The following is a 26974-nucleotide window of genomic DNA, read 5'->3' on the forward strand; positions in this document are numbered from 1 at the left end:
GAACCCTAGGCCGCCGCCGGTTTAGGCCCAGCGGCGGCGCTCGGTTCGAGAACTATTGCTCGAACTCTCACCCAGCCCCGCCACGGGGCGCCGAATAGGCTGGGAATTCAGGTGCTCCACCAATGGATGGCCATGCGCACCTCAGGGAAACTCCTGGCTTGAATAAGCAGCGAGCCGCTCGATCCCGAGCGATAAAGGCGACGAGGGCGGAGTGAGCATAGATTCCCAGGATGATTTGAGCAGCCTCGTTGGGCACGATATGAGCCCTGGCGAACAAAGGACGGCGCTGGAGCGCAGCGTGCGCTGGCGATCCATACGGCTGTTTCTGAGCGTCTCGGCCTTCATCCTGATGGCGGGCTCCCTGGTGCTGCTGCTGAGCCGCACGGCGGCCGAACCCTTTTTCGGCTTCTTGCCACCAGCCCTGGCGGCCGGCCTGTCCCTGATCAGCTTGCTGAGCTACTGGCGCCTGCCAAGACGCTGGGGGCCCCATGCCCTGGGTTTGCTGATGGCCGGCATGATGCTGCTGGCCGCCTGCATCGCCGTCTCGCGCGAGCTGGGCACCTATTCCCTCACCCTGGCCGCGCTAAGCCTGCTGACGGCCCTGGGCACCGGCATGCTGGGCGTGCGCGCCGGCCTGGGCTTGGGCGGCCTGGCCCTGCTGCTGCTCGGTGGCATAGGCATGGCCGAGCTGCAGGGCTGGGCCACCAGCAATGCGGCCAATCATTCGCTGGGCTTGCGGATTTCGGCCCATCTGATCCTGCTGATCTCGGGCCTGATGATAGGCGTGGGCCTGCTGCGCATCGTGCAGCGCGGCGCGCGCGACGCGGCCGAGCGCAACGCGCGCTTTCGCGGCCTCCTGAGCATGGCGGCCGATTGGTACTGGGAGATGAACCGCGAGTTCCGCTTCACCCATGTGGCCGAAGACAAACCCGGCAGCACCGGCCTGGACCTGCAAGCCCGCCTGGGCAAGACGCCCTGGGAGCTGGGCCCGCAGGGAAGCAGCGATGAGGACATGGATGCCCACCGGGCCGATCTGGAGTCGCACCGCCCCTTCCACGGCGTGATGGTGCGGCGCCTGGGCCAGGACGGCAGCCTGCGCTACGTCTCAGTCAGCGGCGAACCGCGTTTCGACTCGCAGGGCAATTTCCGCGGCTACTGGGGCGTGGGCCGCGATGTCAGCGAGGAAGTGCAGGCCGAGCAGGCCATCCACGCCACCGAGACTCGTTACCGCGAGCTGTTCCGCCGCTCGCCCTCGCCCCTGGTGCTGCACCGCTGGGGCCGCGTCATCGACGCCAACCCCGCCGCCATGGCCATGTTTGGCTACACCCAGCGGGCCAGCATGATTGGCCAAGACCTGTTCTCGCACTACGAGCCCGGTGACGACGAGCGCGCCCGCCAGCGTGCGGCCAAGATGGAGTCCATGGCCGTGGGCGCCATCCTGCCCATGGCCGAGTTCCGCTTGCGCACCTTGTCCCGGCGCCGGCGCCTGGTCAGCGCCACCAGCGTGCGGGTGGACGCCATCAGCGGCCCCGCCACCTTGAGCTTTTTCATCGACCAGACCGAGCAGTCGCGCGCCCAGGAGGCCTTGCGGCGCTCCGAGGCCCTGCTCTCCCATCTGGTGGCCACCAGCCCCGATGTGATCACCCTGACCGAGATCAACACCGGCCGCTACGCCATGGTCAACAAGACCTTTGAGCGCCTCTCGGGCCACGCCATCGAGGACGTGCTGGGCCACACATCCGACGAGCTGGGCGTTTGGTTCGACCCGGCCGACCGCGAGCGCATCTTGGAAGGCATACGCCAGCACGGCCGCGTGACCGAGCAGCCAGTGATGTTCTGCAACAAGGCGGGCGAGCCCATCTCCATGGTGATGTCGGCCGCCCCCTTCGCCATGGATGGCGAGCAATACCTGGTCATCAATGCCCGTGACGTGACTGAGACCGAGCGTTCGCGCCTGGTCCATCAAGCCATTCTGGAGAACGCCTCCATCGGCATTGCCCTGACCCGCGATCAGCATTTTGTGCAGGCCAACCGCCTGGTGGAAGAAATGTTCGGCTGGCCGGTCGGCGGCATGACGGGCCAGCATGGCCGCGTCGTCTGGCCCAGCGATGAGGAGTACGACGCCATCGGCAAGGAGCTGGGCCCCAAGCTGGCGGCGGGCGAGCAGGTCGAGGTCGAGCGCCCCATGCGCCGGCGCGACGGCAGCACCTTTTTGTGCCGTTTGCTGGCCAAGGCGGTGGACCCCAACCACCCCAGTCGCGGCGGCACCATCTGGATCATGGAAGACGTCACCGAGCGGCGCCGCGTCGAGGCCGCCCTGGCCCAGGCCAAGGACGAGGCCCAGGCCGCCAACCGGGCCAAGAGCGCTTTTCTTGCCAATACCAGCCACGAGCTGCGCACCCCGCTGAACGGCTTGCTGGGCCTGGCCCGCATGCTGCAAAAACCCGATCTGGACGAGCCCACCCGGCGCGAGTATCTGGACCAGATGCTGGACAGCGCCGAGAGCCTGTCCGGCCTGATCTCCGACATCCTCGACCTCTCCAAGATCGAGGCCGGCCGCCTCAGCCTGGAAGCCGCGCCCTTTGCCCTGCGCGAGATGCTGGCCACCATACGCATGGCCTATATCACCCTGGCCCAGGCCCGCGGCCTGAGCTTTGACATCCAGATCGACGAGGCCGTGCCCGCCTGGGCCGTGGGCGACCAGGTGCGCATCCGTCAGATCCTCAGCAACTATCTGGGCAATGCCCTCAAGTTCACCGCCAGCGGCTCTGTGCTGGTACGGGTCTTGGCGCGCCCGGACGAGCGGGTGCGCATCGAGGTGACGGACACCGGCCCCGGCATCGACGAGAGCCTGTTCGAGCGCCTGTTCCAGCCCTTCACCCAGGCGGACGAATCCACCACCCGCCGCTACGGGGGCACGGGGCTGGGCCTGTCCATCTGCCGCGAGCTGGCGGCCTTGATGGGCGGCGAAGTCGGCGTGCAAAGCCGGCTAGGCCAGGGCTCCACCTTCTGGGCCGAGCTGCCGCTCTCGCCCTCGCCCGCGCCCATCAGCGCCCGCCCGCGTGCGGCCAAGGAGAACGAAGACCTGCTGGGACTGCGCGTGCTGATGGTGGAAGACCACCCGGTCAATATGATGATTGGCGTGGCCCAGCTGCAGCAATGGGGGCTGGAGGTTTCACAGGCCAATGACGGCAGCCAGGCGGTGGAGGCCATCTTTGCCGCCGCCAGCATGGGCAAGCCTTTTGACGCCGTGCTGATGGATGTGCAGATGCCGGTGATGAGCGGCCACGAGGCCACCCGCGAGGTGCGCAAGCGCTTCTCGGCCGAGGAGCTGCCCATCGTCGCCCTGACCGCCGCCGCCCTGGTGTCCGAGCGCGATGAAGCCCTGGCCGCAGGCATGAACGACTTCCTCACCAAGCCCATCGATGCGCCCAAGCTGCGTGCCACCCTGGTGCGCTTGATCGGCCACCGCGACAACGACCAGACCCGCAGCTGAAAGCGGCGCTCGGCCAGAAATTGGGCTAAGCGGCCTTGCCAGCGCCCTGGTTTTTACGCATGGCTTGCTTGAGCCGCTGGCGCAGCTCGGCCACCGTGATCTCGGGTCGCATCCAAAACGCGCCCACCTCGTCCTGCATCTCGATGCGGGCCCGCTCGCTGGTCGTCGAGCGCGGGCTGGCCAGCCTCGCGTCGGCATTGTTCAAGCGCACCAAGCTGTCGGCGGCGCAGGCGTCCAGCTCAGTCACCGGGATGTCCTTGAGCACAGGCAATGAGCCCTTTTTGCGCGCGAAAGCGGCCTGCAAGCGCGGCTCCAGAATCAGCTTGGCCAGCAGGCGCTGCCCCGCCTGGCTGGAAGCATCGCGCACCCTTGGGAAGCTCAGCATATCGATGGCGGTGATGAAACTCTGCTGGGCCTCGGGCACGGGGGCGCAGACAAAGTCCTGATCCGCGCCGGTGCCGACCGACTTGAACTCGCCCTTGGCCCAGTCCCCCATCACCTGCATGGCGGCCTGGCCTTGGATGACCAGGGCGGTGGCGGCGTTCCAGGTCTTGACCTTGCCGGTGGGCGGGCGATAGGCCCGCAACTGGCCCAGAATCTCCAGCACCCGTATCACCCGCGGCTCGTCGAAGACCGTGGGGTCTTCTTTCACGTAGAGGCGCCGGTACAGCTCGGGCCCAGCCGCGCCGGCCATCAAGGTGGTGAAGAGCAGACGCACATTCCAGGCCTGATCGCTGATGGCCAGGGGCATCAGCCCGGCCCGCACAAACGCGGGGGCCTGGGCCAGGACATCGTCCCAGGTCTTGGGCAGGGGCAGATGCAGGCGACGGTAGAGCTTGGCATTGAACCAAGCCCAGTTCTCGTTGTGCAGGGTCACGGGCAGGCCGACCAGATCGCCCTTATTGCGCAACTCGGGCAGGACGAAGCCGTACAGCCGCGTCTGCCAGGCATCTTGCTGGGCCATATCGTTGAGCGGTGTCGCCAGGCCTAACGCGCCCAGGCTGGCGATGTCTTCGGCCCCCAACCACATGGCGGCGGGCGGAAAGCCGGCGGCAATGCGCATGACGGCGTCGCGCTTCATCAATTCATAGTCGGGCGAGGGCGTGTCGGACCAGCGCCCACCACCGGCCTTGAATTGCTGCGCGATCAAATCCAGGCTGGCGCGTTCGCTGGCCGAGATCCAGTAATGCGCGAGCTCGATGCGCGGGGCCTCGTCGGCCGCTCTGGCGCTGCCCAAGCTCAGGCTCAGTGCCCAAGAGCAAACAAGCAAGACGGCCTTCATGCCTCGGCCTCGCCCTTGTCTTCGACCGCCCGCGACTGCTGCACTTGCAACAGCAGGCTCAAGCCCTGTGCACTCAAAACCTCGCCATACAAACGGCCCTGGCCTCGCACCTCGGGGAAGACGGTGAACACCTCGTGCTGCGCCATATTCTCAATACCCTCCACCGTGACCTTGAGCCCCAGGCCCAGGGCGATATCAATCATGCCGCGCACGATCAGCAAGATCCCCGAGTCCTTGAGCATGGCGGCCACAAAGCTGCGGTCGATCTTGATCGAGGTGCAAGGAAAGCTGCGCAAATGGTTGAGGGACGCATAGCCCAGGCCAAAATCGTCCAGCGCCACCTGAGCCCCTTGGCGCGCCAACTCGTGCAGATTGCGTTCGATCAGGTCGGTGCTGCGGCTCAGCAAGACGGTCTCCAACACCTCGACCTGCAACCACTCCAGGCTCTCACTCCCGGCCAACGATTGAAGCCGCCACAGCAAGCCCTTGTCGGCCAGACTCACCTCCGGGAAGTTCACGCTCACAAAGCCCGGCATCAAGCCCTGGCTGCGCCAGGCCTGGCGGTCGGCCACCACCGCCTGCATGATGGCCACGGTCAGCTGGTCCAGCATGCCGAACTCCTCCAAGGTGGGCAGGAAATCGGCCGGCTGCAGCACCTGGCCGTCGTCGGTATGCCAGCGCGCCAAGGCCTCGACGCCCTCGATGCGCCGGCTGTGAATGTCGACGATGGGTTGGTAGTAGGCCTTGATCTGCCCCTGGGGCAAGGCCTTGCTGAGTTGCTGGGCCTGCAACTCACGCGCAGCGCTGAGGCTGGCATCCCGCCCATCAAAAATACGCACGCCGCCGGGGCCCGAGAGTTTGGCGGCACGCAGGGCGAAGTCGGCTTGCTTGAGCACATCGCCGCCCTCCGCCGCCGCGCTGGACACCGCCGCCCCACCTATGGCCGCGCGCAACTGGAACTCATGCGGCTCGAAGTGCACGGGCTGATTGACCTCCTCGCGCAGGCGATTCGCCAAATCCTGCATGGCCTGGGCATCGCGCGGCGCGGGCACGACGACGACCGTGAACTCGTCGCCCCCGGTGCGGAACAACTCATCCTCCGGCCCCAGCCTCGCCTTCAGCCGCGTCGACAAGACTTTCAAAGCATGGTCGCCGGCCGCGTGGCCAAACAAATCGTTGATGGTCTTGAAGCCATCCACATCGAGCAAGAACAAGGCATAGGACTGGGCCTGGCCATTGCCCTGGCCGAGTCTTTGCAAGACCTGTTGCAGCAGCAGGCGATTGCCCGCGCCGGTCAATAAATCATGGCTGGCCTGATGGCGCAGCTGATCGGTGATCTGGCCGATGTGCCGATTGCGCTCCCGCAGACGGCGCAGGATGGGCCTGAAAATCATCAGATACTCGGCCAACAAGGTCAGCAGGCTGACCACCGCCAGCAGCAGATGCAGACGCTGGAAATGCTGGGCTCGCTCCACCGCATGCCGGTACAACTCGCTGCTGAGACTGTCGACCTCGCTCAGCAAGGGCCCGTCCGAGGCCAGGGCCAGCTCGATGGGCGCCCAGACCGAGAACCGCCACTGCACCTGATTGGCGTCCAGGGCAGCAAACTTGCGCACATGCTGGGCCGCCTCCCGACTCATCTGCGCCAAGCGCTGCGCGCGGCTCGCATCGATCAAGGGCCCGCTGAGCCAGCGCACCAGCACGCCCTGGTCCTTGGACAAGGCCTGGTCAAAGGCCAGGCGATTGCTGTCCAGGCGCTCGGCCAGCTCGGCCAGCTCGGCCCGGGTAGCCACCAACCAACGCGCGCCGCCCGCGCTTTGCTCCTGGGTGCGCAGGACCAGCTCAACGATTTGCGCCACACGACGCAGGCTGGCGCGCTGGCTGGTCACGATCTCGGTCAGCTCCACCGCATGGGTCTGCGCCTGGATCATGGCGTTGATGATCAGATAGTTGGCCAATACCAGCAGGGCCAGAATGCTTAGCGCCAAAAAATAGCCGCGCCGGATCAAGCCCAAGGGCTTGTCAAGATCGAGGGGCCCGGCCAGGCCTTCGCCGCCATGGGGCAGGCGCAGGCGGCTTCTCAGCGAGGTCCGCATACCGCCACCGCCACAGACGCATTGAGAGATTGATTCGGCCAAGCCAGCTTCACCCGCGAACCTCCGTTCTTGCACGCAACAGGGGCGCCCGCCCCCTTGCCTTCGTCAGATTGACAATGCAGATTTGCAAGTAGACCTTGCGAAGCCAGGCTTGTCTATGCGAGCGTGGGAGCCGGTGTACATTGACCCCTCCCATACGCCCTCGCAGCCATGGAAAGACCGTGATGCAGATCAAGACCGTCCACGCCCGTCTAGCGCCCCTGCTGCTCATGCTTTGGCTATGTCTGGCCGGCTGCGATCAGCAGCGTGCCGACAAGCTCAACGAGGGCGTCTCCACCGAGGCCGATGTACGCCAGCAGTTTGGCGAGCCCGCCCAGATCACCGAGCGGGCCGATGGCAGCAAGGTCCTGGCCTACCCGCGCCAGCCCGAGGGCAGCACGAATTACGAAATCATCATCGGCGCCGACGGCAAGATGAGTTCGCTGCGCCAGCTGCTGGCGCCGCACAACTTTGCCAAGATCCAGCCCGGCATGACCCAGGCCGAGGTGAGCCAGATCCTAGGCCGCCACGCCAAGACCCATCGCTACGCCCTCAAGCCCGATGAGGAGGAATGGGAGTGGCGCTATCTGGACGGCCAGAGCCGCAAGATCTTCAGCGTCAAGTTTGATCGCGAGCACAAGGTGCAAAGCAGCGCCAGCACGGACGACCCTCGGGTGCTGGAGGGTGGCTAGCCTGCGAGGAGGGGCAAGCTGCGACGCCGCTCCCCCGTCAGCGCAAACCAGGCATTCGCCAAGGCCGGCGCCACCGGTGGTGTGCCGGGCTCGCCCACGCCGGTGGGCGGCAGCTCGCTGGCCATCAAATGGGTTTCAATGCGCGGGGTTTGGGCGAGTGTGAGCAGCGGGTAGTCGGGGAAGTTGCGCTGCTGCACCACACCGTCCTTGATGTCGACGCGGCCGTAGAGCGCGGCCGTCAGGCCGAAGATCACCGCGCTCTCCATTTGCTGAGCCACGATGCCGGGGTTGACGACCACGCCGCAATCGATGGCGCAGACCACGCGGTGCACGCGCGGCTTGCCGTCCTGGCTGCTCAGCTCGATGACCTGGGCCACGATGCTGCCAAAGCTCTCATGCAGGGCCAGGCCACGTGCCAATCCTTTAGGCAAGACCTGACCCCAGCCCGCCTCTTGCGCCGCACGCTTAAGCACGGCGGCATGGCGCGGCAAACCTTCCAGCAGCGCCAGCCGATAAGCCAGGGGGTCGGCGCCGGCCGCATGGGCCAACTCGTCGACAAAGCTCTCGATAAAAAAAGCATTGTGGGAATGGCCTACCGAGCGCCAGAAGCCAATGGGCACGCCGCTATGCGTGGCCTGATGCGCGATGCGCTGGTGCGGGATGGCATAGGGCTGGTCGAACAGACCTTCGCTGGCCGTCTTGTCGGGCGGCTCCACCGGGCCGACCAGGGCCGGGATCACCCGCTCCATCCAGCGCGGCGTGATCGCATCGCCCGCGCTGCCCACCCGCAGGGCCAGGGGCTGGCCCTCGGCGCTCAGGCCGGCTTGCAAAAAGGCGGCGCCGGCCGGGCGGTAGAAGTCATGCGTCATGTCCTCCTCGCGCGACCACAGCAGCTGCACCGGCACACCGCCCGTATCCATGGCCACACGCACGGCCTGACCCACATGATCGGCCTCCAGTCGGCGGCCAAAGCCACCGCCCAGATAGGTCAGGTGCAGGGTTACGGCCTCCTCGGCCACGCCCGCCACCCGCGCTGCCACGGCCCTGGCAAGACCTGGCACCTGCGTGCCCACCCAGACCTCCACCCGACCGTTCTTGACGCAGGCGGTGCAATTCATGGGCTCCATCGTGGCATGGGCCAGATAAGGCGCCTCGTACAAGGCCTCCAGCTTGCGCGGCGCCTGCGCCAGCGCTTTGTCCACCTCGCCTTGCGAGAAAAAGGCATAGCCCTGCTCGGCCGCCTCGCGGGCTTGATCGGCCAGGCGGCTTTCGATCACGGCCGTGTTCAAGGCTCCGGCCGGGCGTTGCTGCCAGGCCATTTCTATGGATGCTGCCGCGCGCTGTGCATGCCAGCTATTGCGTGCCACCACGGCCACGGCCGCATGGCTACCGGCCACCGTGCCCAGCTGCACCACCCGCAAGACGCCAGGCTGCTGCAACAAGGCATTGACGGGCACGACGCCTAAGCCGCCGCCCAGCATGGGGCTGTGGCGCACGGCGGCGAAGAGTAGATCCTTGCCCGGCCGCACATCGATGCCGAAGACGGCGCTGCCATTCACCTTGGCGGCCAGGTCCGAGCGCGCCAGGGGCTTGCCGATCTGGCTCCATTTGGCCTTGGGCTTGAGCTTGACCTCCCCCGGCGGCGTGGCCGCGGCCTCCTTGGCCAGCTCGCCAAAATGCGCGCTGGGGCCGGAGACATGGCTGATCAGCCCGTCCTCCAGCAGCAGCTCCGGCAGGGGCAGCTTCCAGCGCAGGGAGGCGGCGCCCAGCAATTGCTGGCGGGCGGTGGCCGCGGCCCAGCGCAGCGGCTCCCAGGCGTCGGCCACACTGCTGCTGCCTCCGGTTGCATTGATGCCTAATTCACGCGCCAGCTTGGCCACCGTCCATTGGCCCAGGCGCGCCCCCAGGCTGGCATGGCCGGGCTCGGTCTGGCGCGGATGCAGAGGCAGGCTGCCGACGAACATGGCGATATTGCCGTACATGGATTCATGGCCCGCCGGCATCAGGCGCACCCGTGCCAAGGGCAGGCTCAACTCCTCGGCCACCAATTGCGCCAGGGCCGTGTGCACGCCTTGGCCCATCTCGCTGCGGTTCATGGCCAGGATCACATCACCATTGGCGGCGATCTTGATCCAGCCGTTCAGGCCGATCTCGCCCTCCACCTGGCTCAGGCTGCCCGCATGGCCCAGGCGGCTGCGCGGCGGCAGATAGCCCCAGCCCACCAGCAGGGCGGCCGAGGCGCCCAGGCCGCTGAGCAGCAAGCTGCGGCGCTTCATCGCTTGCCCCCTCCGAGGGCAGCGGCCTGCTGGATGGCGCGGCGCACGCGCGGGTAAGTGCCGCAGCGGCAGAGATTCGTCATCGCGGCGTCGATATCGGCGTCCGTGGGTTTGGGATTCTTGGCCAGCAAGGCGGCGGCGGCCATCAGCATGCCGCTCTGGCAATAGCCGCATTGCGGCACCTGCTCGGCCAACCAGGCCAGCTGCAAGGCATGCGGATGCTCGGCGCTGCCCAGGGCCTCGATGGTGGTGATGGCCTTGCCTTGCACCGAGCCCAAGGGTGTGACGCAGGCCCGTGCAGCCTGACCGTCCACATGCACGGTGCAGGCGCCGCAGGCGGCCACGCCGCAACCAAACTTGGTGCCGGTGAGATGCAGGCCGTCCCGCAAGGCCCAGAGCAGGGGCATGGCCGGATCGCTGGCATGTTCGGGCAGCGCCATGCTCTGACCATTGACCTTCAATTCCACGTGTTTGACTCCTTCTGGCCCGGCCGATGAGGCCATGGGACGGCGCAGCATAGCCCAGGCCTCACCGAGAGATTGGCTCACAAGCGACAATCTGAACTTGTTACAGAAAACGCCTGCCGCCACCATGAATTCCGTCACCCCGCAAGAGTCGAACATTCCGCCAGCCCTTGTTCATCTGCCCGCCAGTGGCCCGGTGGATCTGTGTTTTGTGCTCTTGCACGGCCTGGGTGCGGATGCCGCCAGCATGGAGCCGGTACGCGCCGCCCTGCGCGCTCAGTACCCGCAGGCGGCCCTGGTCTCGCTGAATGGGCCGCTGAGCTTGGCCGAAGGCGGCCAGGCCTGGTTTGCCGTCGAGGGTCTGAATGATCTGGACGCGGAAGTCCTGGAGCAGCGCCTGGCGGAGCGCCTGGAGCAAGCCCTGCCCGCCCTGGTGCAGCGCGTGCAGGCCTGGGCAAAACATTTCGAACTCGATTGGGAGCGCGTCGCCCTGGCGGGCTTCTCGCAAGGTGCGACCCTGGCGTTGGAAGCGGTGCAAGCGCAAGACCGTTTGGCCGGCCGGGTGCTGGCCTTCTCGGGCGGCCATGTGCGGCTGCCGAAACACGCGCCCCATGAGGTGTCCATCCACCTGCTGCACGGCCTGGACGATGCCATGGTGCCCTACCCGCCGGTGGTGAACATGGCCCGCACCCTGGTGTCCCTGGGCGCCGACATCACCGCCGATGTACTGCCCGGCGTCGGCCACGAACTCCACCCCAAGCTGGTGGACAAGGCCATGGAACAGCTGCGTACCTTTTTGCCCGCACGCCTGTGGCGCGCGGCGCAAGCGGCGGCGGCCGAGCAGGACCAGCAAACCAAGCACTGAGCCACCTTGCCTTATGGCACACTGCGCCCACAGCGCCAGCCGGGGCGCTGCTGGATCCGCAGGCAGGCCCGAGGCCACCCGGACGGACGCGCGTTCTTCAGCAAGAACTCCGTCCGCACTTCCATTGCCGCTTGTCTTGCCTTTGTGCGGCCTGATCGCGCGGATCGCAGGCTTGATACGCATGGAGGTTTTTTGTGAACACAAGCCACACCGCGGCTGCATCTCAGCCCAGCAAGCCCACCCTTCCCGACTCTGCCGATCTGCAGCAGCTCAAGCGCCAAGCGCGCGAATTGCTGCGCGGCTGGCGCAATGCCGAGGCCGCCAGCCTGACGCGCGCCGCGCCCTATCAAGGCGAGCATGGCGCCGCGCCACCCACGCTCAGCCTTGCCCAGCTGGTGATCGCGCGCGAACTGGGCTTTGCCAGCTGGCCCGCCCTGCACCGCGCCGTCACGGCGCAACAAGAAGCCCGCCTACTGGACCAAGCAGCCCTGGTCACCCGCATCCTCAAACTGGCCCTGGGCCGCGGCTGGGACAGCCCGCAGCCTGAACGCGCCTTGGCGCTGATGCAACGCATGCGCGGCCCTTGCCCAGCACACTTGCGCCCGGCCCTGGCCTTGGTGAAGGGCGAGCTGGAATCGCTTGAACGCATGCCCGCTGCCGGCCAGCGACTGCCCCCCTTCGATGCGCCCGCCTTGGCTTACGTGTGCTTCTCCAGCCTGCATCGCCTCGGCGAGCCCTGGGCAGAAGGTTTGATGCGCAGCGCCCAAGCCCTGCTGGCACAGGGTTATAGCTCGCTCGACGCCCTGCGCATGCCCGACCCTGAAGTCGAGCCCTCGCCCGGCTTGCCGCTGCTTTACGGCGCCATCGCCCGGGCGCAAAGCCCGGCGCTTGCCGCCGTACTGCTGGCCGCCGGAGCCAACCCCAACGATGAGGAGTCGCTGTATCACGCCTGCGAAGACAGCGAGCGCCCCCGTGCCGCCCTGCAGATCCGCCAGCTGATCGCGCATGGCGCACGCTGGCAGGGCACGAACGCGCTTCTGCGCTTGCTGGACTTTGAAGACCCCAGCGGCCTCGGCCTGGCATTGAGCCTGGGCGCCGACGTCAACGAGCCCGGCCCACAAGGCGGTGCAGCCCTGCACCACGCCCTGCGCAGAGGCCGCTCCAACGCCTGCCTGAGCCAGCTGATCGACCATGGCGCCGACCTCTCGGCTCGCGACGCCGAGGGCCGCAAGCCCGCCACGTTAGCGGCCCTGCTGGGCGAAAGTGCGGCGCTGGCGCTGCTGGCGGCGCAGGGCGCGGAGCCGGAACTGCCCTCGCGCAAGGAGCGCTTCCTGGCCGCCTGCGCGGCCGCCGATGCCCGCAGGGCCAAGGCCTTGCTCGCCGAGCAAGCCGAACTCCTGCAGCAACTGGGCGCGCATGAGCTACGCCTACTGCCCGACCAAGCCCAGCGCCGCGCGCGGGATTCGGTGGCCTTGATGCTGTCGCTAGGCTGGCCGATCGCGGTGCGCGGTGATTGGGAGGCCAGCGCCCTGAACCAGGCCGCCTTCAATGGCGACGCCGCCCTGGTGCAATCGCTGCTGGAACACGGCGCCAGCTGGCAGGAGCGCAATGGCTACGGCGGCGATGCGATGGGCAGCCTGCTGCATGCCGCCGTGCATCTGCCCCAGCCCGGGGGCGACTATCTGACCACGCTGCAGCGGCTCTTGGCGGCCGGGGCGCCTCGGCCTACCGAGGAGGAGCGGGAGGAACTGCCCGAGGCCTTGCAGGCGTGGCTGGAAGAGACCGAGGCCATCAGCTGAGCAAAAGCTTGCCGCGCTGCTCCTGATTCGCGGCCTCGATACGGGCCAGCAAGGCCTTGAAGCGCGGGGCCTCCCGCAGGCCTTGTAGCGCAGGATCCTGGGCCAGCCACCAGCCGCGTCGCCAGCCCAGCCTGACCGCCTCCTCCAAGGCCGCTAGCGCGGCTTCGACCTGACCTCGCAAGGCCAGCACACGTGCCCGGTGATAGCCGGCCGCGTGCCAAACATTGCCCTGCCGAACATAGCGCTCCACAAAGGCCGAGGCCTGCTCGATAAAGGCTTCGGCCTTGTCCCGCTGCCCGGCCGCGCTGTAAATCGTGGCCACATCGAGCAAGATATGGTGACCCTGAAAACTCAGCCAGTTGTTATAGAGCGGCACCGGGTCGGCCAGCACCAGGCCGATGACGGACTCCAGCGAGCGCAGCGCCGCCTGCGGCTGCCCCAGCCAGAGCTGTAGCAGGGCGGCGTCGATGACGGCATAGCGCTCAAGCGCGGCCTGGGCGGGCTTCAAGGGCTGGGCTTGCAAGGCCAGGGCCAGGGCTGCCGGGTCCCCCGCTCGCACCCACTGGCGGGCCGCCTCCATGCGGGCGGCCGCCGGGGTGGCGCTCAAGGCCTCGAACTGGGCAAAGGCGCGCGCGGCCTCGTCGGCGAGCCCGAGGTCCAGATAGAGCCAGGCCAGCTGGCCCCACAGCGCCTCACGTTTGCCATCGAGCAAAAGCGCTTTGCGATAGCCCAGGACCGCATCGGCCAAACGCCCGCGCGCAAAGCCCAGAATGCCCAGACCCCAATGCCCATTGGCATGCTGGGGTGCCAGGCCGATGGCGCGCTGGAAAGCCGCCTCCGCCGCTTGGTACTGGCCGGCATGAATGGCCGCCAAACCAGCGCGGTGCTGGATCTGCACCGCCAGCGGGCTCAGTCGCGCCGCCTGACTGAAGAAGGGCTGGGCACGGGCCGGCCAGCCGTCGTCGGATTCATTGCTACCCGACCAGTTCAGCAGACTGGCATCGCTGGGGGCTTTTTCCACCGCTCGGCTCAGCCAGCGACGCGCTTCCTCATGCTGGCTGAGATTGGCCTTGAGATGGCCTTGCAAGCCCAGGGCCAGGGGCAGCTCGGGGTCCAGTTGCAGGGCGCGGTCGATCAGGGGCTGGGCGCGAGCATCCATGGCGCGAAAGCTCAGGCCGCTGCCGTAGTGGTACTCGGCGATCCAGCTCGCGGCCTGGCCCACATAGGCCAGGGCGAAGCCGGGATCGCTGTCGATGGCGCGCTGGAAATAGGCGCGCGCCTTCAGAATGCCCTCGATCTGGCCGCTGCGCTGGTGGTGCAGGCCCAGCAGATACAGCTCATAAGCATCGGCCAGGGGCGGGCTGCTCGTGCCGGCCGCTAGGGGCGGTTGGCCCAGAGCCTGCAAGGCCGCATTGGCGGCGCTCAGGGCCAGACTGGCCAAGGCCGCCGAAGGCGCATCCAGTACCTGCTGCCAGAGCTGCTCGCTGTCGGCCGCGCGATGCAGGCTGAGCTTGAGCTGCAGGCCCTGCTGCCAACGTCGCAGCTCGCCGCCCAAGACATGGGTGATGGCCAGCTGGCCGGCTTGCGGCGCCAGCGCCTGCGGATTGCGGTATTGAAACGAGGTGCTGCGGGCGACCACGCGAATCTGCCGGTGCTGTGACAGGGCGAGGATCACGCTCTCGGCCAGACTATCGGCCAGGGGCTGCTCCAGCGCCTTGGGCGAGGCATCGCCAAAAGGCAGCACGGCCAGCATGATCTCCTGCCCGCCCGGGGTCACCCTGCGCTGCCAAAGCCAGGCGCCCCCCAAGCCCAACAAGCCAGCGGCGACGGCCGAGCCGCCCAGCAGCAAACGCCGGCTAGGCGCCGGAGGCGCCACGACTTCGGGGGCTGCCTGCGCCTCGGGTGCCGGCGCCGCTGCCACGCTGGGCGGCGGGGCGGGCTCCGACTGCCACTCGCTGACCTCGGCCACCAGGCGGTAGCCCTTGCGCGGCACGGTGACGATGTAGCGCGGCTGGCTGGCGTCATCGCCCAGCACGCTGCGCAGCTGGGAAATGGATTGATACACCGAGCTGGGGGTGACGACCAGGTCGGCCCAGACCTCATCGAGCAGCTGATCCAGGGTCACCAATTGCTGCGGCCGCCGCGCCAAAGCCATCAGCAAGTGCATCTTGCGCGGCTCCAGTTTGACGACCTGATCGCCACGGCGTAGCTCATCCAGCTGCGGATCGGCCCACCAATCGCCGATCTTGAGTGGCCCGGACGGCCTTGCTGCGAGCTCGGCATCACTCATGAGAACTTTCGGTAAACCGTTGATTTCATTGACAAAGAAATCCTTCAGAAAAGCGCAAGAGTTTCATCAGCCCGGCCTGACAGGCCTCAGCGACCATGGCTTCCCAAAGAAATCCAAGCCCGGCGATTTTGCAGGCATGTCCATGCAGACCCGGCGCGGATCCCCCCCTAAGTCCACAGGCACTTTTAACCAAGCCTTGTCCCCCAAGGCCTCAAGGAGAACGACCATGCCAGATCTCAAACGCCCATCGATGCTACAGCCCCTGGCCCTGGCCTGCACCCTGTGCGCCGCACTCGCCGCCAGCGCCAGCGCCCAAGCGGCCTCACAGACCTACACGAGCCTGGCCAGTTTTCTGGCTGCGGCAGGCACGGTCAAAACCGAGACCTTCAACGCCTTCACCGTCGACCAGAGCGGGGGAGGTAGCCCCCTCATGCTGAGCGACTTTGCCGTGCAGGGGGCCTGGACCCTGGATGCCCCCGCCACCCGCCTGCCCTCGGACGGCAGCAGCAATCTATTCATCGACGTGAGCTACGGGGCCTGGGCCGATCTACGCTTTGCCGAGCCCATCAAGGCCTTCGGCGCCTGGTTCAGCCGTGCGCCCGCGAGCATCAGGGTCGATGCCGACAGCCTGGAGGGCTTTGGCTCCTACCGCCATGTGGGCGAAATGCCCATCGCGGCAGGCACGGACTTGCAGTTCATCGGCTTCAGCTCAGACCAGACCTTCAACCGCATCGTGTTCGAAGGCCAGGGCTGCTGCTCGGGCAGCTTTGCCATCGACGACGTGGCCTATGCCGCCAGCCTGAGCCCGGTGCCCGAACCCGGCGCCTGGGCCTTGCTGGCCACAGGGCTTTTGGCTCTAGGCCTGCGTCGCCGCAGCGCCACCACGCCCAGGAATTGAAATCGACCGCACCCCACCTTCACATCAGGAGTATTGACATGCCACGTTCAACTCAGCCCACCGCCCTGGTCACGGCCGCGCTCATGGCCAGCGCCGTGCCGGGCTTGGCGGCCGCCTCAGCCGCCCCAATCTTCTTTGGCCCCAGCGCCTACCTCTCGCCGGCCGACATCCCGGCCGGCTTCTATCATGGCGGCAGCCCCACGCTGTTGGAAACCTTTGAGGACGGCAGTCTGGACGCCAGCCTGCAGGGCAGCGGCGGCTCCATCATCAGCGTCAGCTTTGCCGGCATCCGCGATTCGGTGGACAGTGATGACGGCACGATAGACGGCACCTGCGGGCCGCAAACCGCAGGGCGCTGCGCCAGCTGGTTTGGCAATGGTGTGCCCGGTGTGGGCTTCAGCTTTGTCGGCAGCGGGGCCTTACCCACCGCCTTTGGCTTGGTTTGGACCGATGGCTTCGGCACCATCACCTTCAGTGCCAAGGGCGCAGATGGGCAAAGCCTGGGCAGCTTCAGCTTCAACGGCATCCCCGATGGCAGCGCTGCGGCCACCACGGCCGAGGATCGCTTCTTCGGCCTGCAGTTTGCCGGGGGCATCCAGTCCATCCAGATCAGCAATAGCAGCGGTGGCATCGAGGTGGATCACGTCCAATACGGCCAGATGACCGCCGCCGTGCCAGAGCCCCAGCAGTGGGTCTTGCTTTTGCTCGGGCTCGCTTTGCTGGCTTGGCGCAAGCTCAGTCCAACACCACCTCGGTCCTGACCGTGCCCGCCCGGTCCGCACAAGCGCTCAAGGCCAAGCGCGTGCCCTTGGGTGCGCGCAGCACCCATTCGCCCACCGCGCGGTCGGCCGTCACCTCGCGGCTGGGCAGAAAGGCTTGCTGCGAGGTTTTGGGGCCATGGCCTTCCAGCTGCGGGCCTTCCATGCGTTCCTTGCCGCTGACCAGGCTGACCTCGGGGTTGCCGGCGGGCAGATAGATCTCGAACATCACGCCGCGCACGATCTTGCGCTCCAGGGCGCGCTTGGTCACATAGGCGGGCAGATAACCGCTATTGGCCACGGCCATGCGCACCCGCCAGGTGTCCGGGCCCAGGGCGCGCACCTCGGTGCGCAGCAGCTCCAGGCGCGGCAGGGATAGCGCGATCTGGTCCATCCAGGCCGGGAAACGCGCCGCCTCGCGCTGGCGCAGGGCCGGTGGCGGGTTGCGCCAGAAGTTCATCTTGTCCCAACCGCCAATCTCGACGTCGCCGAGCTGGGGGTGATGGAAGGGCTGCCAGTCCACATGGGCCTGGCCGCCGCAGTGCTCATCGCTCCATTTGAGCAGCTTGAGATCGTCCTCCACCGGATGCTCGCGGTACCAGTCGATCCATTTATAGCCCTCGATGCCGGCCTCTTTGTTCGGTGACCACAGCTCCACCACCCAGAACAAGGCCCCCAAGTGCTCGTAGACCCAGTCCTGTGTGCCGGTGATGACTTCCTTGGGGTGATAGCGGAAGTCGTGCCAGATGCTGATGGCGGGGTAGCCGCTCAACTTTTCGCCCAGGGCCGAGAAGCGCTTATAGGTCCACAAGTCCTCCGGGATCATGTCGTCATCGCTCTGGCAGCCCATGGGCCGCAGGATCACACCGCTATGCGTGTGATAGCTGATGGCCGCACCGATATTCGGGTGGGCGACGATGAAGTCCACCATGGCCCGCACCTCGGGCTCGCTGGTCGGATAAGGGCCGGCGCCCAGCTGCTTGTGCTCTTGCCGCCATTCGCTGGGGAAGTTGCGATTCAAATCCAGGCCCTCGCGGTCCTTGTTGACCGTGACCGTGAGGCCGTCGTGGTTCTTGATAAAGCCTTCGGGGATCAGGCGGTAGTACTCGCCGCCGAATTCGCCGGGCTCGCGCGCCACCATCAGGCGCGGGTCTTGTTCATGCTTTTTGTAAGTGCCATGCGGGTCACGGACGCGCATGCTGAGGATGCGGCCATCGCCATCCACGTCCTCGACGGTGAGGCCATCCACCGGCGCTTCATCAAAAGGATAGGCGCGGGTGGAGGAGCGGATATGGCGCGGCCGGTCCGCCAGGGCCAGCTCGGCGCCATCGGGGTTGAGGCGCGGCACCATATAGACGGCGCGGGTATCGAGCAGATGGCTGACCTGTGGGTCCACGCCATAACCCGTCACCAGATGGTTGAGGTAGTAGAGGCAGGTGGTGGAGGCGGTCAGCTCGGCCGCATGGATATTGCCGTCCAGCCAGAAGGCGGGCTTGTCCACATCGGCCCCGGTGGCGGTGTTCGTTAGCACCAACACCCAGATGTCACGACCCTCATGGCTTTTGCCTATGCTGCGCACCGAGACCAGATTGGGCCTGGCCTCGGCGTAGGCGAAGAGCAGCTCGGTCAGGGCTTCATAACGATAAAACTCGTCGAATCGGGGGGTCGGCAGGACGGCCATGGCTGCTCGCATCTCAAGACAGGGAGGTGGCGCAGATTGTGCACAAAGCCGGCCAAGAAGCCACCCGATTCTGGCCTGCGGGTTTTTTCGGCACCTGAACCGGGGGTGGCCGGCCTTGTGCCCTTCGCGCTTACTGCCCCTTGAACAGCGACTGGAACTGCCGCGAGACGGGCAGCTGCGTGTCGCGGCCGCGCAGGCTGAGGACCATGCTGCTTTCATCGATGCGCAGGGCACTGGCGATGCAGCGGCTGTTCACCAGCACCGAGCGATGCACCTGCCAGAACTCCTCGGCATCCAGCTGGGCCAGTAATTCTTTCAGCGGGGTGCGGATCAGGGCCTCGCCGTCCTTGGCCGCGCCGGGCTCGCGGTAGACCACGCGGGTGTAGCGGTTGTCGCTCTCAAAATAGATCACGTCCTCGGGCGCGATCAGCTTGATCTCGCGGCCCAGGCTGGCCTGAATGGGGCGCGGCTTGTGGGCGGCGGCCGCGGGCAGCAATTGCTTGAGCAGGCTTTGCAGATCGGGGCCGGGCGCAGCACCGGGCTGGACTGCTTGCAGGCGGCTCTTCACCCGCGCAATGGCTTGGCCGAGGCGGGCGTCATCCACCGGCTTCATCACATAGTCCACCGCACCGGCGTCAAAGGCCGAGACGGCATGGTCGCCAAAGGCGGTGACGAAAACGACCTGGGGCGGTGTGGCCGTGGCGGCCATGCGGCGCGCCACCTCGATGCCGCTCAGGCCCGGCATGCGGATGTCCAAGAAACACAGGGCCGGCTCGTGGGCCAAAAAATCGTCCCAGGCGTCGACGCCGTGCTCGCTGGCGGCCACGATATCCAACTCGGGCCACAGGCGCTTGAGGGCGGCGCGCAGCTGCTCGCGCGGGCCTTCTTCATCGTCGGCGATCAGGGCGCGGATGGGGTTTGCTTGACTAGGGCTCATCACTCTATGCCTCCATGTTTTTTGATATTGGATGGGTTCAGCCTCAGGCCTGCGCCTGCACCCGCAGTTCGGCCTGGCAGCCGCCTTCCGCGCGATTGCTCAGGCACAGGCTGGCGCGCGCGCCAAACGCTTGTTGCAGACGCAGCCGGGTATTCAAGAGGCCCAAGCTGCCCTGAGCATGGCTCAAGGGCTGGGCCGCTGCGGCTTCGCCACACCAATCGGGCGGCAGACCGGGGCCATCGTCCAGCACCTGAACCTGCAAGGCGCCGTCGGCGGCCAGGCTTGCTCGCAGCTTCACCTCGCCGCCGCTGAGCTGGGTCTGCACGCCATGCTCCACCGCGTTCTCCACCAGGGTCAGCAGCACACCGGGCGGCAGGCATTGCTGGGCCGCCGAGCTGTCGAGTTCCAGGCTGAAGCGCAGACGCGGGCCCAGGCGGGCCTGCATCACCTCCAGATAACGCCGTACGGCCTCGGCCTCCTCGCCTATGGCCAGCAGCTGGCGATCAAACAAAGGCAAGGTGGCGCGCAGATAGGCCGTCAAAGACGCCAGCAAGGGAGCGGCTCGCCCATCCCGGGTGTTGACCCAGTGCTGCAAGGAAGCCAGGGAATTGAACAAGAAGTGGGGCTGGATCTGGGCGCTGGACAGGCGCTGAGCCAACTCCTGCTTCTGCGCCCGCTCGTCCTCGTCATGCAGCCAGTCGGCCAGGAACTCATTGCGCCACATGGCCAGCACCCAGATGCTCATGGCCGCGATGAAGGCAAAGGCCGCGCCGCGCAGCAGCAGCTCATGGGCCAAGGGCACAAGATCGGGTCGATCGCGCAACAGCACCTTGGCCATGCCGGTGATCACGCCCAGGGGAAAGATGCTGATCCCGTAAGCCAGGTACAGGCGCTTCATGGTGGGCCGCCGCCAGACCGCCACGCCCAGGCCCAGCACGGCAAGGCTGAAAAGCAGCGTCACGCCGTAGACCCTCAGCATCAGCTCATCGGGCAAGCCCCAAACCAGCATCAGGGACAGGAGCAAGGCATTGATCACCGCCGCCACCTTCACATTGGGCGAGATCTCGATCAGATGGGCCATGCGCCGCCACTGCTCGGGGCTGAAGCGGTGGCGCGGCCCCAGCATCAAGGCCACGCGCCAGTCCAGCTGGCGGAAGAAATTGCGCAAACGGTTCATTGTTCTTCTTGCTTGGTCGGCATTTGTAAAGCTGCCAGAGGCAGCGCAATCTGCGCCAGGGTGCCGGGCGCCCGAGCTAAGAGGCTCAGCCGTGCTTGCGGCCCAAAGCGCTGCAACAGACGCTCTCGGCTATTGCTCAGGCCCACCCGATCCTGCGCTTCGGGGCTGAGGCCCGCGCCGTCGTCCTCGACCTCCAGCAAGATGGACTCCGCAGCCAAACACGCCCGCAGCTGCACACGGCCGCCGCCGAGCGCGGGCTCGATGCCATGGGCGATGGCGTTCTCCGCCAAGGTCAGCAGCAGGCCTGGAGGCAGTTGCAGCGCGTCAAGCGAAGGGTCTTGCTCAATCGTCCACTGCAGGCGCTCGCCCAGCCTGGCCTTCATCACCTCCAGATAGCTGCGCACGATTTGCAGCTCCTCGCTCAGCGTCAAGCTCTCGCGCTCGAACATGGGCAGGGTGGCGCGCAGATAGGCGGTGAAGGAGCGCAAGGTGCTGCCGGCGCGGGGGTCTTGGGTGTCCACCCAGTGCTGGACGGAGGCCAGGGTGTTGAACAGAAAGTGCGGCTGGATCTGGGCCGTGGCCAGGCGGCGGGCCAGCTTGAGGTTGCGCTCCTGCTCGTCCAGCTCGCGCAGGCGGGCGTCGATCTGATGCACGCGGTAGATGACCAGGAACCACCAGGAACTGAGGGTCATGATGAGCAGGGTGAGGCCGCCCACCAGGGGAAAAGCCAAGTCCTTATGCGTCACGCCCTCCGGCAGCCAGTACTTGTCCAAGCCCAAAGGAGAAACGAGCACGAGGGAAAAGCCGAAGGAGATGAGGTTGAGGCGTAAGCGGGTGGGCTTACGCCACAAATGACGGGCGACCAGCAAGGCGATCCAGCCGATCAAGGCCTCGACGACCATGGCCCCCACGGTGACGACGGGTGGCAGGCTACGGAAGCTCACCGCACTGGGGATCAGCAGCAAGAAAATATTAAGCGCCACATAAGCATCAATCGCCTTGGGCCAAGGCTGATTGCCGCCGCGCCGCATCTCCTCGGGCGTGAAGCGGCGCTTGGGGCCTGGGCACAGCAGCAGCGACCAGTCAAAGCGAGGGGCTTGTTTGTCTTGCATGGCCCGCAGTCTAGGCGAGCCAACCCGCTCGGCGGCTGAGGATGCGGCGAGCTGCGGATTGCTTGGATAACTGGCCGACAACGGCGGCGAATGGATCAACCCTGCGGCAAACCGTCCACAAACACTTTCAGCTCGCCCGGCTGAAAGGCGATCCAGGGCTCGCCCCGGGTCAGGGGCTCGGTGGCGATCACCACCACCCGGTCTTGCGCCGTGGTCTGGGGCGCGAAGTCCACGCTCAGGTCCTCGTCCTGCAGCTGCACCCGGCCAAAGGGGTGGCTGCGCAAGAGGTAGTGCAGATGGGTGGAGCCATGGGCCCACAGGGCCTGGCCGTTGGAGAGCAGCATATTGAAGGTGCCGTAGGCGTTCAGCTGCGGCATCAACTCACGCAGGGTGTGCGTCAGCTCCTCGATGCTGGGCACATCGCAGTGCGCCTTGGCCAGCTCCTGCATCAGCCAGCAAAAGGCGCGCTCGCTGTCCGTCTGACCCACCGGCTTGAAGGCGGCGTGCAGTCGGGGATTGAAGTCTTTCAGATTGCCGTTGTGGGCAAACACCCAGTAGCGACCCCAGAGCTCGCGCTGGAAGGGGTGGGTGTTTTCCAGCGCGACCTGGCCTTGGGTGGCCTTGCGGATATGGGCGATGACGTTATCGCTCTTGATCGGATAGTCCTGCACCAGCTTGGCCAGGGGCGAGACGCGGGCGCTGTGGTGATCCACAAAATGCCGCAGGCCGCGGCCCTCGAAGAAGGCGATGCCGAAGCCGTCCTTGTGCTCCTCGGCACGGTTGGCCAGGCCGGTGAAGCTGAACATCACATCGGTCGGCGTGTTGGCATTCATGCCCAGGAGTTGGCACATGGTTTTGGCTATTCAAGAAAGAGGCGTGAGAAGCCTTTGAGGCTGACCAGATTGCCCGGATTGCTGGTCTCGTTCAAGACCCCGCTCATGCGCTGCAGCAGGCGCGGGCTGCGCTGGGCACGCCAGATCAGCAAGTCGGCTAACCACGGGAATGCATTGACCTTGTTGGCGCGCTGATAGAGGTCGAACTTGGGCTTGAGCGCGCGCAGGCTTTGCTCAAAGGCCTCGCGCACCTGGCCCTCGCTCCAGCTCTTTTGGCGACCGGCCAGCAAGGCATCGGCGGCCAGAATGCCCGTCTCCATGGCCTTGCCAATGCCCTCGCCAGTGAAGGAATAGGTGCTGCCCGCGGCCTCGCCCGTCACCATCAGGCCGGGCCGGCTCCAGCGTGCGCCCTCCAGGGTGCAGCGCAGGGGCGCGCCCTTCAAGTCGCCCACCAACTCGCCTTCGCGCATCAGCTGGGCGGCGGGCTCGTAGCTGGCCACAAAAGCGTCGAAGATGGCGCGCAGATTGAGCTCTTTTTTGGAGCCCTTGCCGCCGACGGCGCTGTGGCTGTCGGTGACACCCACGCCGATATTGAAGCAGTTGTCGGGCGCCGGGAAGATCCAGCCATAGCCCGGCCGCACCGCCTGGCTCCAGACCACGTCCATGGCCTTGATGCGGCCCACCATGCTGGGCGCACGCACATAGCCGCGCAGGGCGATGCCACTGGGCGTGTGGCGCTCGCACATGCCGGCGGCGCTCAAGGCCTTGGGCACGGCGCCGGTGGCCAGGATCAGCCATTGGCTTTGCACCTCGACCAAGGCGTCGCCGACCTTGAGCAAAGCACCGATGACGCGGCCCTGCTCGTCTTCCAGCGGCTTCTCGAAACGGGCCGGGGCGATGAATTTGGCGCCGGCCTCGCGGGCGGCCTGGCTCAGCAGCTGATCCAGCTGGCGGCGCGGCAGCACGGCCAGGGTGCCGGGCACATCGATGCGGCCGCCGCGCGGGCCTATGCAACCCACATGGGCTACATGCTGGGCCAAGCTCATCACCGGCTCCAGCAGGCCTAAGCGCTGCAAGGCCTTGTGGGCATCGGGGATCAGACCATCGCCGCAGATCTTGTCGCGGCCCTGGGGCTGTTGGTCGATCAAGAGCACGTCCACACCGGCTTGGGCCAGCACGCGTGCGCAGGCGCTGCCGGCCGGGCCGGCGCCTACGATCAGCACCTCGCAGCGATCCGGCAAGGCCTCTAAGGGCAGGGGCTTGGCGGTGGCGGGGCTGGCTGCTTGCTCTGACATTGTTCTATTCCTCCGGGCGACGCGGCATTTTAGGCAGAGGGCGCGCCCCGCCCGGCCGAAAGCTCGCAATCAAAGGCTCAAGCGCAGACCCAGGTAGTAGCGCCGGCCAATGGGGTCGTAGCTGCCGGCCGCGGTCTCGCTGCCATCCACACTGCCGGGCAGCCCGGCAATGACGGGCGGCGCCTGGGTGGCGAAGGCATTGTCCAGGCCGAGGTAAAGCTCGGCCCGGCCCCAGCGGTAGCGGGCTTGCAGATCGACATAAAGCTTGGCCGGCACGCGGAAGGCCGAGCGCGGGAACTCGGGCAAGGACTTCTGGAATTGATCGTCCAGCTCGCTGGCGCCGAGATAGCTGGCGCGGCCGCCCAGGCCCCAAGCGCCTTGCTCGTAGCCCAGATTGAGCGTCCACTTATTGACCGGATTACCGAGCTCGCCCAGGCTGCTGTCGCGCTCGGCGGTGTCGCTAGGTTTTTGCCAGGCGCGCAGCAGATGGGTCCAGCTCAGGCCCGCGCTCAGGCGGCCGGCGCCGATCGGTTCGCTGATGCTAGCGGCGAAGTCCAGGCCCTGCACCTGCTGGCCACCGCTATTCACCGGCTGCTGGTCGATCAGGCTCAGCGCACCGGCACTGCCCGCCACGCTGGCCTCGGCACGGCGGCTGATGAAACGGCAGAAGGACTGCGCGCCACCGTTGTAGCACTGATCCAGCTCGTACTGGCGACCGGGGTTGTTGATGGCGCGGGCGATCTGGATGTCAAAGAAATCGACACTGAACACCGCCTGGCTCAGCCCAGGCAGCCCCTTGGGCGTGAGCACCAGACCCAAGGTGCTGGAACGGCCGACCTCGGCCTGCAGCAAGGGGTTGCCGCTGTCGTAGCCGCTGACCGATTGCAGATCGAGCGGTGTCAGCGTGAACACGCCGCCATGGGTGGCCATATTGGCCTGCACGCCGGCCGCCGCCATGCAGCGCTGCGCCAGCACCGTGGTCTCGCTGGCCCGCACGCCCTCGCAAGGGTCTTGCACCGTGGGGTAGTTCTGCATGCGGGCCTGGTAAAGCTCGCCGATATTGGGCGCACGGCTGGACTGGGCGCGGCTGAAGCGGGCCCGCAGGCTGGGGCTGATGGCCCAGTCCAGGCCCAGATTCCAGCTGTGGTTCAAACCGGCCGTGCTGTAGTCGCTGAGGCGGTAGGCCAGCAAGGCGTCCAGGCGCTGCAGCGCGGGCAAGGATTTCAGCAGGGGCAGACGCACCTCAGCGAACAGCTCTTTGACCTCAAACGAGCCGCGCGTATTGGGCAGGGCATTGGAGGCGTTCAGGCCGGCTTGGGAGACGGCGTCGAAGGCCATGTCCGAACTCTCACGCCTAAGCTCGCCGCCCAGGGCCAGGGCCAGCGGGCCGGCGGGCAGCTGCCAAGGCTCACCATTCAGATTGAAGCCGGCGAACTGCTGGGTGAGTTGGGTGTCCATCTGGCCCGGCGCAGCCACATAGGCCGCGGCCGCGGGGCTGATGCTGTTGTAGCCGAACAGGCTCAGGGGCACACAGCCTTGGGCGCGCGCCTCGGCGTCGCGGCAGATGGCACGGCCGCTGGCGTCCGGCACCGCCTCCAGGGCATGGCGGAACTTGCGCACATCGATCAGGCCGGCGCTGCTCTGCGCCTCGCGGGTCTGGCCATGGGCGGCATAGGCCTCGTAGGACCAGGCCGGGCTCAACTCACCACGCAGGCCCAACAGCAGGCGTAGGCTGTCGCGCTTGGCGTTCACCAGGCGGGCCCCGATGTCGGAGAGCCGACGGGTGAAGGCGTAGTCGCCCTGCAGGTTCTGCGGCACCAGGGGGTTGCGCAAGACCTGACCCTCGTGCTCGAACACCGTGGGCACCCAGCCGGTGGCGGGGTAGATGTCGCTGGAGCTGAGCGCGAAGGGCTCGATATACGACTTCGCCTGGCTGCGCGCCCAAGTGCCTTCAAAAAACAAGGCATGGGCCGGGCTCAAGACCAGATCGCCTTTCGCCGCCAGCAGATAACGATCCACCGGCACGGCAATGGCGCGGTAGTCCGCCCGGTTAAAGCTGGTGGCGCCCACGCCATCGTTGTTGGGGCCGTTCAAGGACCAGGGGATCTGGCGGCCTTGTGCATCGAAGCTGAAGTCTTGCGCCTGGCCCGCCGCGTCGACGCCGAAGAACTGGCCTTGCGGCGCATAGCTGGAAGGCCAGGGGCCGGGCCGGAACAGATCGGCCGGGTCGCTAGAACCCGGGTCTAGCACCAGCGAGTATTGGTCCTTGGCCGTGGCGGCGCGGTCCCGCGAATAGACCGCGCCCTGGCGGGTGATGGCGCCGTGCAGCATCAAACTGCCTTGCGAGAACTTGCGCCCAAGCGTGGCGCTGAACTTGCGCTTGGCATCGTCGCCATGCTGGCTTTGGCCCAGTTGAGCGTCCAGCAGCAAGCCCTCGAACTCGCGCTTGAGAATGATGTTGATCACTCCGGCCACGGCGCCCGAGCCGTAGGCGGCCGAGGCGCCGCCGGTCAGCAGCTCGACCCGTTCGACAAAGTCCGCGGGGATGGTGTTCAGATCCACCGCCGAGGAGCCGGCCATGCCCGCCACATGGCGGCGCCCATTGACCAGCACCAGGCTTCGGTCGACACCCAGATTGCGCAAATCCAGCGTGGCGATGCCGGCGCTGGAGGTGCTGATATTGGAGTTGTTGCGGCTGATCAGCGGCGCGCCCATCAACGGGCTCTTGAGCAAAAGCTCTTGCAGATTGACGGCGCCTGAGGCCGCAATATCGGCCGCCGTCAAAACCTGTAGCGGTGCCGCCGATTCGGCCGTCATGGCCAGCAGGCGGCTGCCGGTGAGCTCGACACGACTCAGGCGGGGCGGGGCATCATCGGCCGCCCAGGGCGTTGAGACCTGCGCGCCAAGACACAGAAGAGCAGCCGCAGGCGCGAGCTTGAATTTGGATTGCTTGAACGAGGACAACAAACAGCGCTTCTTTCCAG

At 66.7% G+C, this 26974-nt stretch carries 18 protein-coding genes; 6 read left to right on the top strand and 12 right to left on the bottom strand.

What is annotated here, in order from left to right:
* Nucleotides 1-211: 211 nt before the first annotated feature.
* Complete coding sequence (locus DBR47_RS08340; protein WP_124448876.1) at nucleotides 212-3496, top strand: PAS domain S-box protein; 3285 nt, start codon at nucleotides 212-214, stop codon at nucleotides 3494-3496.
* 25 nt (nucleotides 3497-3521) lie between these two features.
* Here DBR47_RS08340 and DBR47_RS08345 read toward each other — a convergent pair whose 3' ends face one another.
* Both DBR47_RS08345 and DBR47_RS08350 read right to left on the bottom strand, forming a co-directional pair.
* A complete protein-coding gene (locus tag DBR47_RS08345; RefSeq protein ID WP_124448878.1) occupies nucleotides 3522-4778 on the bottom strand; it encodes an ABC transporter substrate-binding protein in 1257 nt (418 codons plus the stop codon).
* Nucleotides 4775-6874, bottom strand: coding sequence for a bifunctional diguanylate cyclase/phosphodiesterase (locus DBR47_RS08350; protein WP_124448880.1), 2100 nt, complete (start codon nucleotides 6872-6874; stop codon nucleotides 4775-4777). The genes DBR47_RS08345 and DBR47_RS08350 overlap by 4 nt, the downstream gene beginning before the upstream one ends.
* 224 nt (nucleotides 6875-7098) lie before the next feature.
* Between DBR47_RS08350 and DBR47_RS08355 the strand changes: the two genes are divergently transcribed.
* Complete coding sequence (locus tag DBR47_RS08355) at nucleotides 7099-7605, top strand: outer membrane protein assembly factor BamE (RefSeq protein ID WP_124448882.1); 507 nt, start codon at nucleotides 7099-7101, stop codon at nucleotides 7603-7605.
* On the opposite strand, the gene DBR47_RS08360 is transcribed toward DBR47_RS08355, so the two are convergent.
* Together DBR47_RS08360 and DBR47_RS08365 are read right to left on the bottom strand one after the other, a co-directional pair.
* A complete protein-coding gene (locus tag DBR47_RS08360; protein WP_124448884.1) occupies nucleotides 7602-9881 on the bottom strand; it encodes a molybdopterin cofactor-binding domain-containing protein in 2280 nt (759 codons plus the stop codon). The genes DBR47_RS08355 and DBR47_RS08360 overlap by 4 nt on opposite strands.
* A complete protein-coding gene (locus DBR47_RS08365; RefSeq protein ID WP_370454889.1) occupies nucleotides 9878-10348 on the bottom strand; it encodes a (2Fe-2S)-binding protein in 471 nt (156 codons plus the stop codon). The genes DBR47_RS08360 and DBR47_RS08365 overlap by 4 nt, the downstream gene beginning before the upstream one ends.
* Nucleotides 10349-10472: 124 nt before the next feature.
* Between DBR47_RS08365 and ypfH the strand changes: the two genes are divergently transcribed.
* Both ypfH and DBR47_RS08375 read left to right on the top strand, forming a co-directional pair.
* Nucleotides 10473-11210 carry an esterase gene (gene ypfH / locus DBR47_RS08370; RefSeq protein ID WP_197046941.1) on the top strand — a complete coding sequence of 246 codons (738 nt, stop codon included), beginning with the start codon at nucleotides 10473-10475 and terminating at the stop codon, nucleotides 11208-11210.
* A gap of 194 nt (nucleotides 11211-11404) precedes the next feature.
* On the top strand, nucleotides 11405-13009 hold the full coding sequence (locus DBR47_RS08375) for an ankyrin repeat domain-containing protein (RefSeq protein WP_124448888.1): 1605 nt from the start codon (nucleotides 11405-11407) through the stop codon (nucleotides 13007-13009).
* Here DBR47_RS08375 and DBR47_RS08380 read toward each other — a convergent pair.
* The gene (locus DBR47_RS08380; RefSeq protein ID WP_124448890.1) at nucleotides 13002-15299 is read right to left on the bottom strand and encodes a winged helix-turn-helix domain-containing protein; all 2298 of its coding nucleotides are present in this window, start codon (nucleotides 15297-15299) and stop codon (nucleotides 13002-13004) included. The genes DBR47_RS08375 and DBR47_RS08380 overlap by 8 nt on opposite strands.
* A gap of 226 nt (nucleotides 15300-15525) precedes the next feature.
* On the opposite strand from DBR47_RS08380, the gene DBR47_RS08385 reads away from it, so the two are divergent.
* Entirely contained in the window at nucleotides 15526-16197 is a 672-nt protein-coding gene (locus tag DBR47_RS08385) for a PEP-CTERM sorting domain-containing protein (RefSeq protein WP_197046942.1), read from the top strand.
* A gap of 38 nt (nucleotides 16198-16235) precedes the next feature.
* Complete coding sequence (locus DBR47_RS08390) at nucleotides 16236-16958, top strand: PEP-CTERM sorting domain-containing protein (RefSeq protein ID WP_124448894.1); 723 nt, start codon at nucleotides 16236-16238, stop codon at nucleotides 16956-16958.
* Here DBR47_RS08390 and DBR47_RS08395 read toward each other — a convergent pair.
* The 7 genes from DBR47_RS08395 to DBR47_RS08425 form a co-directional block, all read right to left on the bottom strand.
* Complete coding sequence (locus DBR47_RS08395; RefSeq protein WP_124448896.1) at nucleotides 16933-18636, bottom strand: M14 family zinc carboxypeptidase; 1704 nt, start codon at nucleotides 18634-18636, stop codon at nucleotides 16933-16935. The two genes, DBR47_RS08390 and DBR47_RS08395, sit on opposite strands and share 26 nt — an antisense overlap.
* Before the next feature lie 130 nt (nucleotides 18637-18766).
* Entirely contained in the window at nucleotides 18767-19573 is an 807-nt protein-coding gene (locus DBR47_RS08400) for a LytTR family DNA-binding domain-containing protein (RefSeq protein ID WP_124448898.1), read from the bottom strand.
* Nucleotides 19574-19616: 43 nt separating this feature from the next.
* The gene (locus DBR47_RS08405) at nucleotides 19617-20750 is read right to left on the bottom strand and encodes a sensor histidine kinase (protein WP_124448900.1); all 1134 of its coding nucleotides are present in this window, start codon (nucleotides 20748-20750) and stop codon (nucleotides 19617-19619) included.
* Nucleotides 20747-21862, bottom strand: coding sequence for a sensor histidine kinase (locus DBR47_RS08410; RefSeq protein WP_124448902.1), 1116 nt, complete (start codon nucleotides 21860-21862; stop codon nucleotides 20747-20749). Before DBR47_RS08410 ends, DBR47_RS08405 begins: the two co-directional genes overlap by 4 nt.
* A gap of 95 nt (nucleotides 21863-21957) precedes the next feature.
* Nucleotides 21958-22713 (bottom strand): class II glutamine amidotransferase, encoded by a 756-nt coding sequence (locus tag DBR47_RS08415; protein WP_124448904.1) that lies wholly within the window; start codon nucleotides 22711-22713, stop codon nucleotides 21958-21960.
* An 8-nt stretch (nucleotides 22714-22721) separates the two neighbouring features.
* Entirely contained in the window at nucleotides 22722-23990 is a 1269-nt protein-coding gene (locus DBR47_RS08420) for an NAD(P)/FAD-dependent oxidoreductase (RefSeq protein ID WP_124448906.1), read from the bottom strand.
* Between the two features lie 69 nt (nucleotides 23991-24059).
* A complete protein-coding gene (locus tag DBR47_RS08425; RefSeq protein ID WP_231512201.1) occupies nucleotides 24060-26957 on the bottom strand; it encodes a TonB-dependent receptor domain-containing protein in 2898 nt (965 codons plus the stop codon).
* Between the last annotated feature and the right edge of the window lie 17 nt (nucleotides 26958-26974).

This window comes from Paucibacter sp. KBW04, from assembly GCF_003852425.1.
Taxonomy (GTDB): Bacteria; Pseudomonadota; Gammaproteobacteria; order Burkholderiales; family Burkholderiaceae_C; genus Paucibacter_A.

Bases quoted from the DNA above. Each gene is read 5' to 3' on its own strand.
- DBR47_RS08395 (WP_124448896.1), bottom strand. From the start codon at position 18,636: ATGGCCGTCCTGCCGACCCCCCGATTCGACGAGTTTTATCGTTATGAA.
- DBR47_RS08355 (WP_124448882.1), top strand. From the start codon at position 7,099: ATGCAGATCAAGACCGTCCACGCCCGTCTAGCGCCCCTGCTGCTCATG.
- DBR47_RS08400 (WP_124448898.1), bottom strand. From the start codon at position 19,573: ATGAGCCCTAGTCAAGCAAACCCCATCCGCGCCCTGATCGCCGACGAT.
- DBR47_RS08415 (WP_124448904.1), bottom strand. From the start codon at position 22,713: ATGTGCCAACTCCTGGGCATGAATGCCAACACGCCGACCGATGTGATG.
- DBR47_RS08410 (WP_124448902.1), bottom strand. From the start codon at position 21,862: ATGCAAGACAAACAAGCCCCTCGCTTTGACTGGTCGCTGCTGCTGTGC.
- DBR47_RS08420 (WP_124448906.1), bottom strand. From the start codon at position 23,990: ATGTCAGAGCAAGCAGCCAGCCCCGCCACCGCCAAGCCCCTGCCCTTA.
- DBR47_RS08380 (WP_124448890.1), bottom strand. From the start codon at position 15,299: ATGAGTGATGCCGAGCTCGCAGCAAGGCCGTCCGGGCCACTCAAGATC.
- DBR47_RS08360 (WP_124448884.1), bottom strand. From the start codon at position 9,881: ATGAAGCGCCGCAGCTTGCTGCTCAGCGGCCTGGGCGCCTCGGCCGCC.
- DBR47_RS08350 (WP_124448880.1), bottom strand. From the start codon at position 6,874: ATGCGGACCTCGCTGAGAAGCCGCCTGCGCCTGCCCCATGGCGGCGAA.
- DBR47_RS08390 (WP_124448894.1), top strand. From the start codon at position 16,236: ATGCCACGTTCAACTCAGCCCACCGCCCTGGTCACGGCCGCGCTCATG.
- DBR47_RS08405 (WP_124448900.1), bottom strand. From the start codon at position 20,750: ATGAACCGTTTGCGCAATTTCTTCCGCCAGCTGGACTGGCGCGTGGCC.
- DBR47_RS08345 (WP_124448878.1), bottom strand. From the start codon at position 4,778: ATGAAGGCCGTCTTGCTTGTTTGCTCTTGGGCACTGAGCCTGAGCTTG.
- ypfH (WP_197046941.1), top strand. From the start codon at position 10,473: ATGAATTCCGTCACCCCGCAAGAGTCGAACATTCCGCCAGCCCTTGTT.
- DBR47_RS08385 (WP_197046942.1), top strand. From the start codon at position 15,526: ATGCCAGATCTCAAACGCCCATCGATGCTACAGCCCCTGGCCCTGGCC.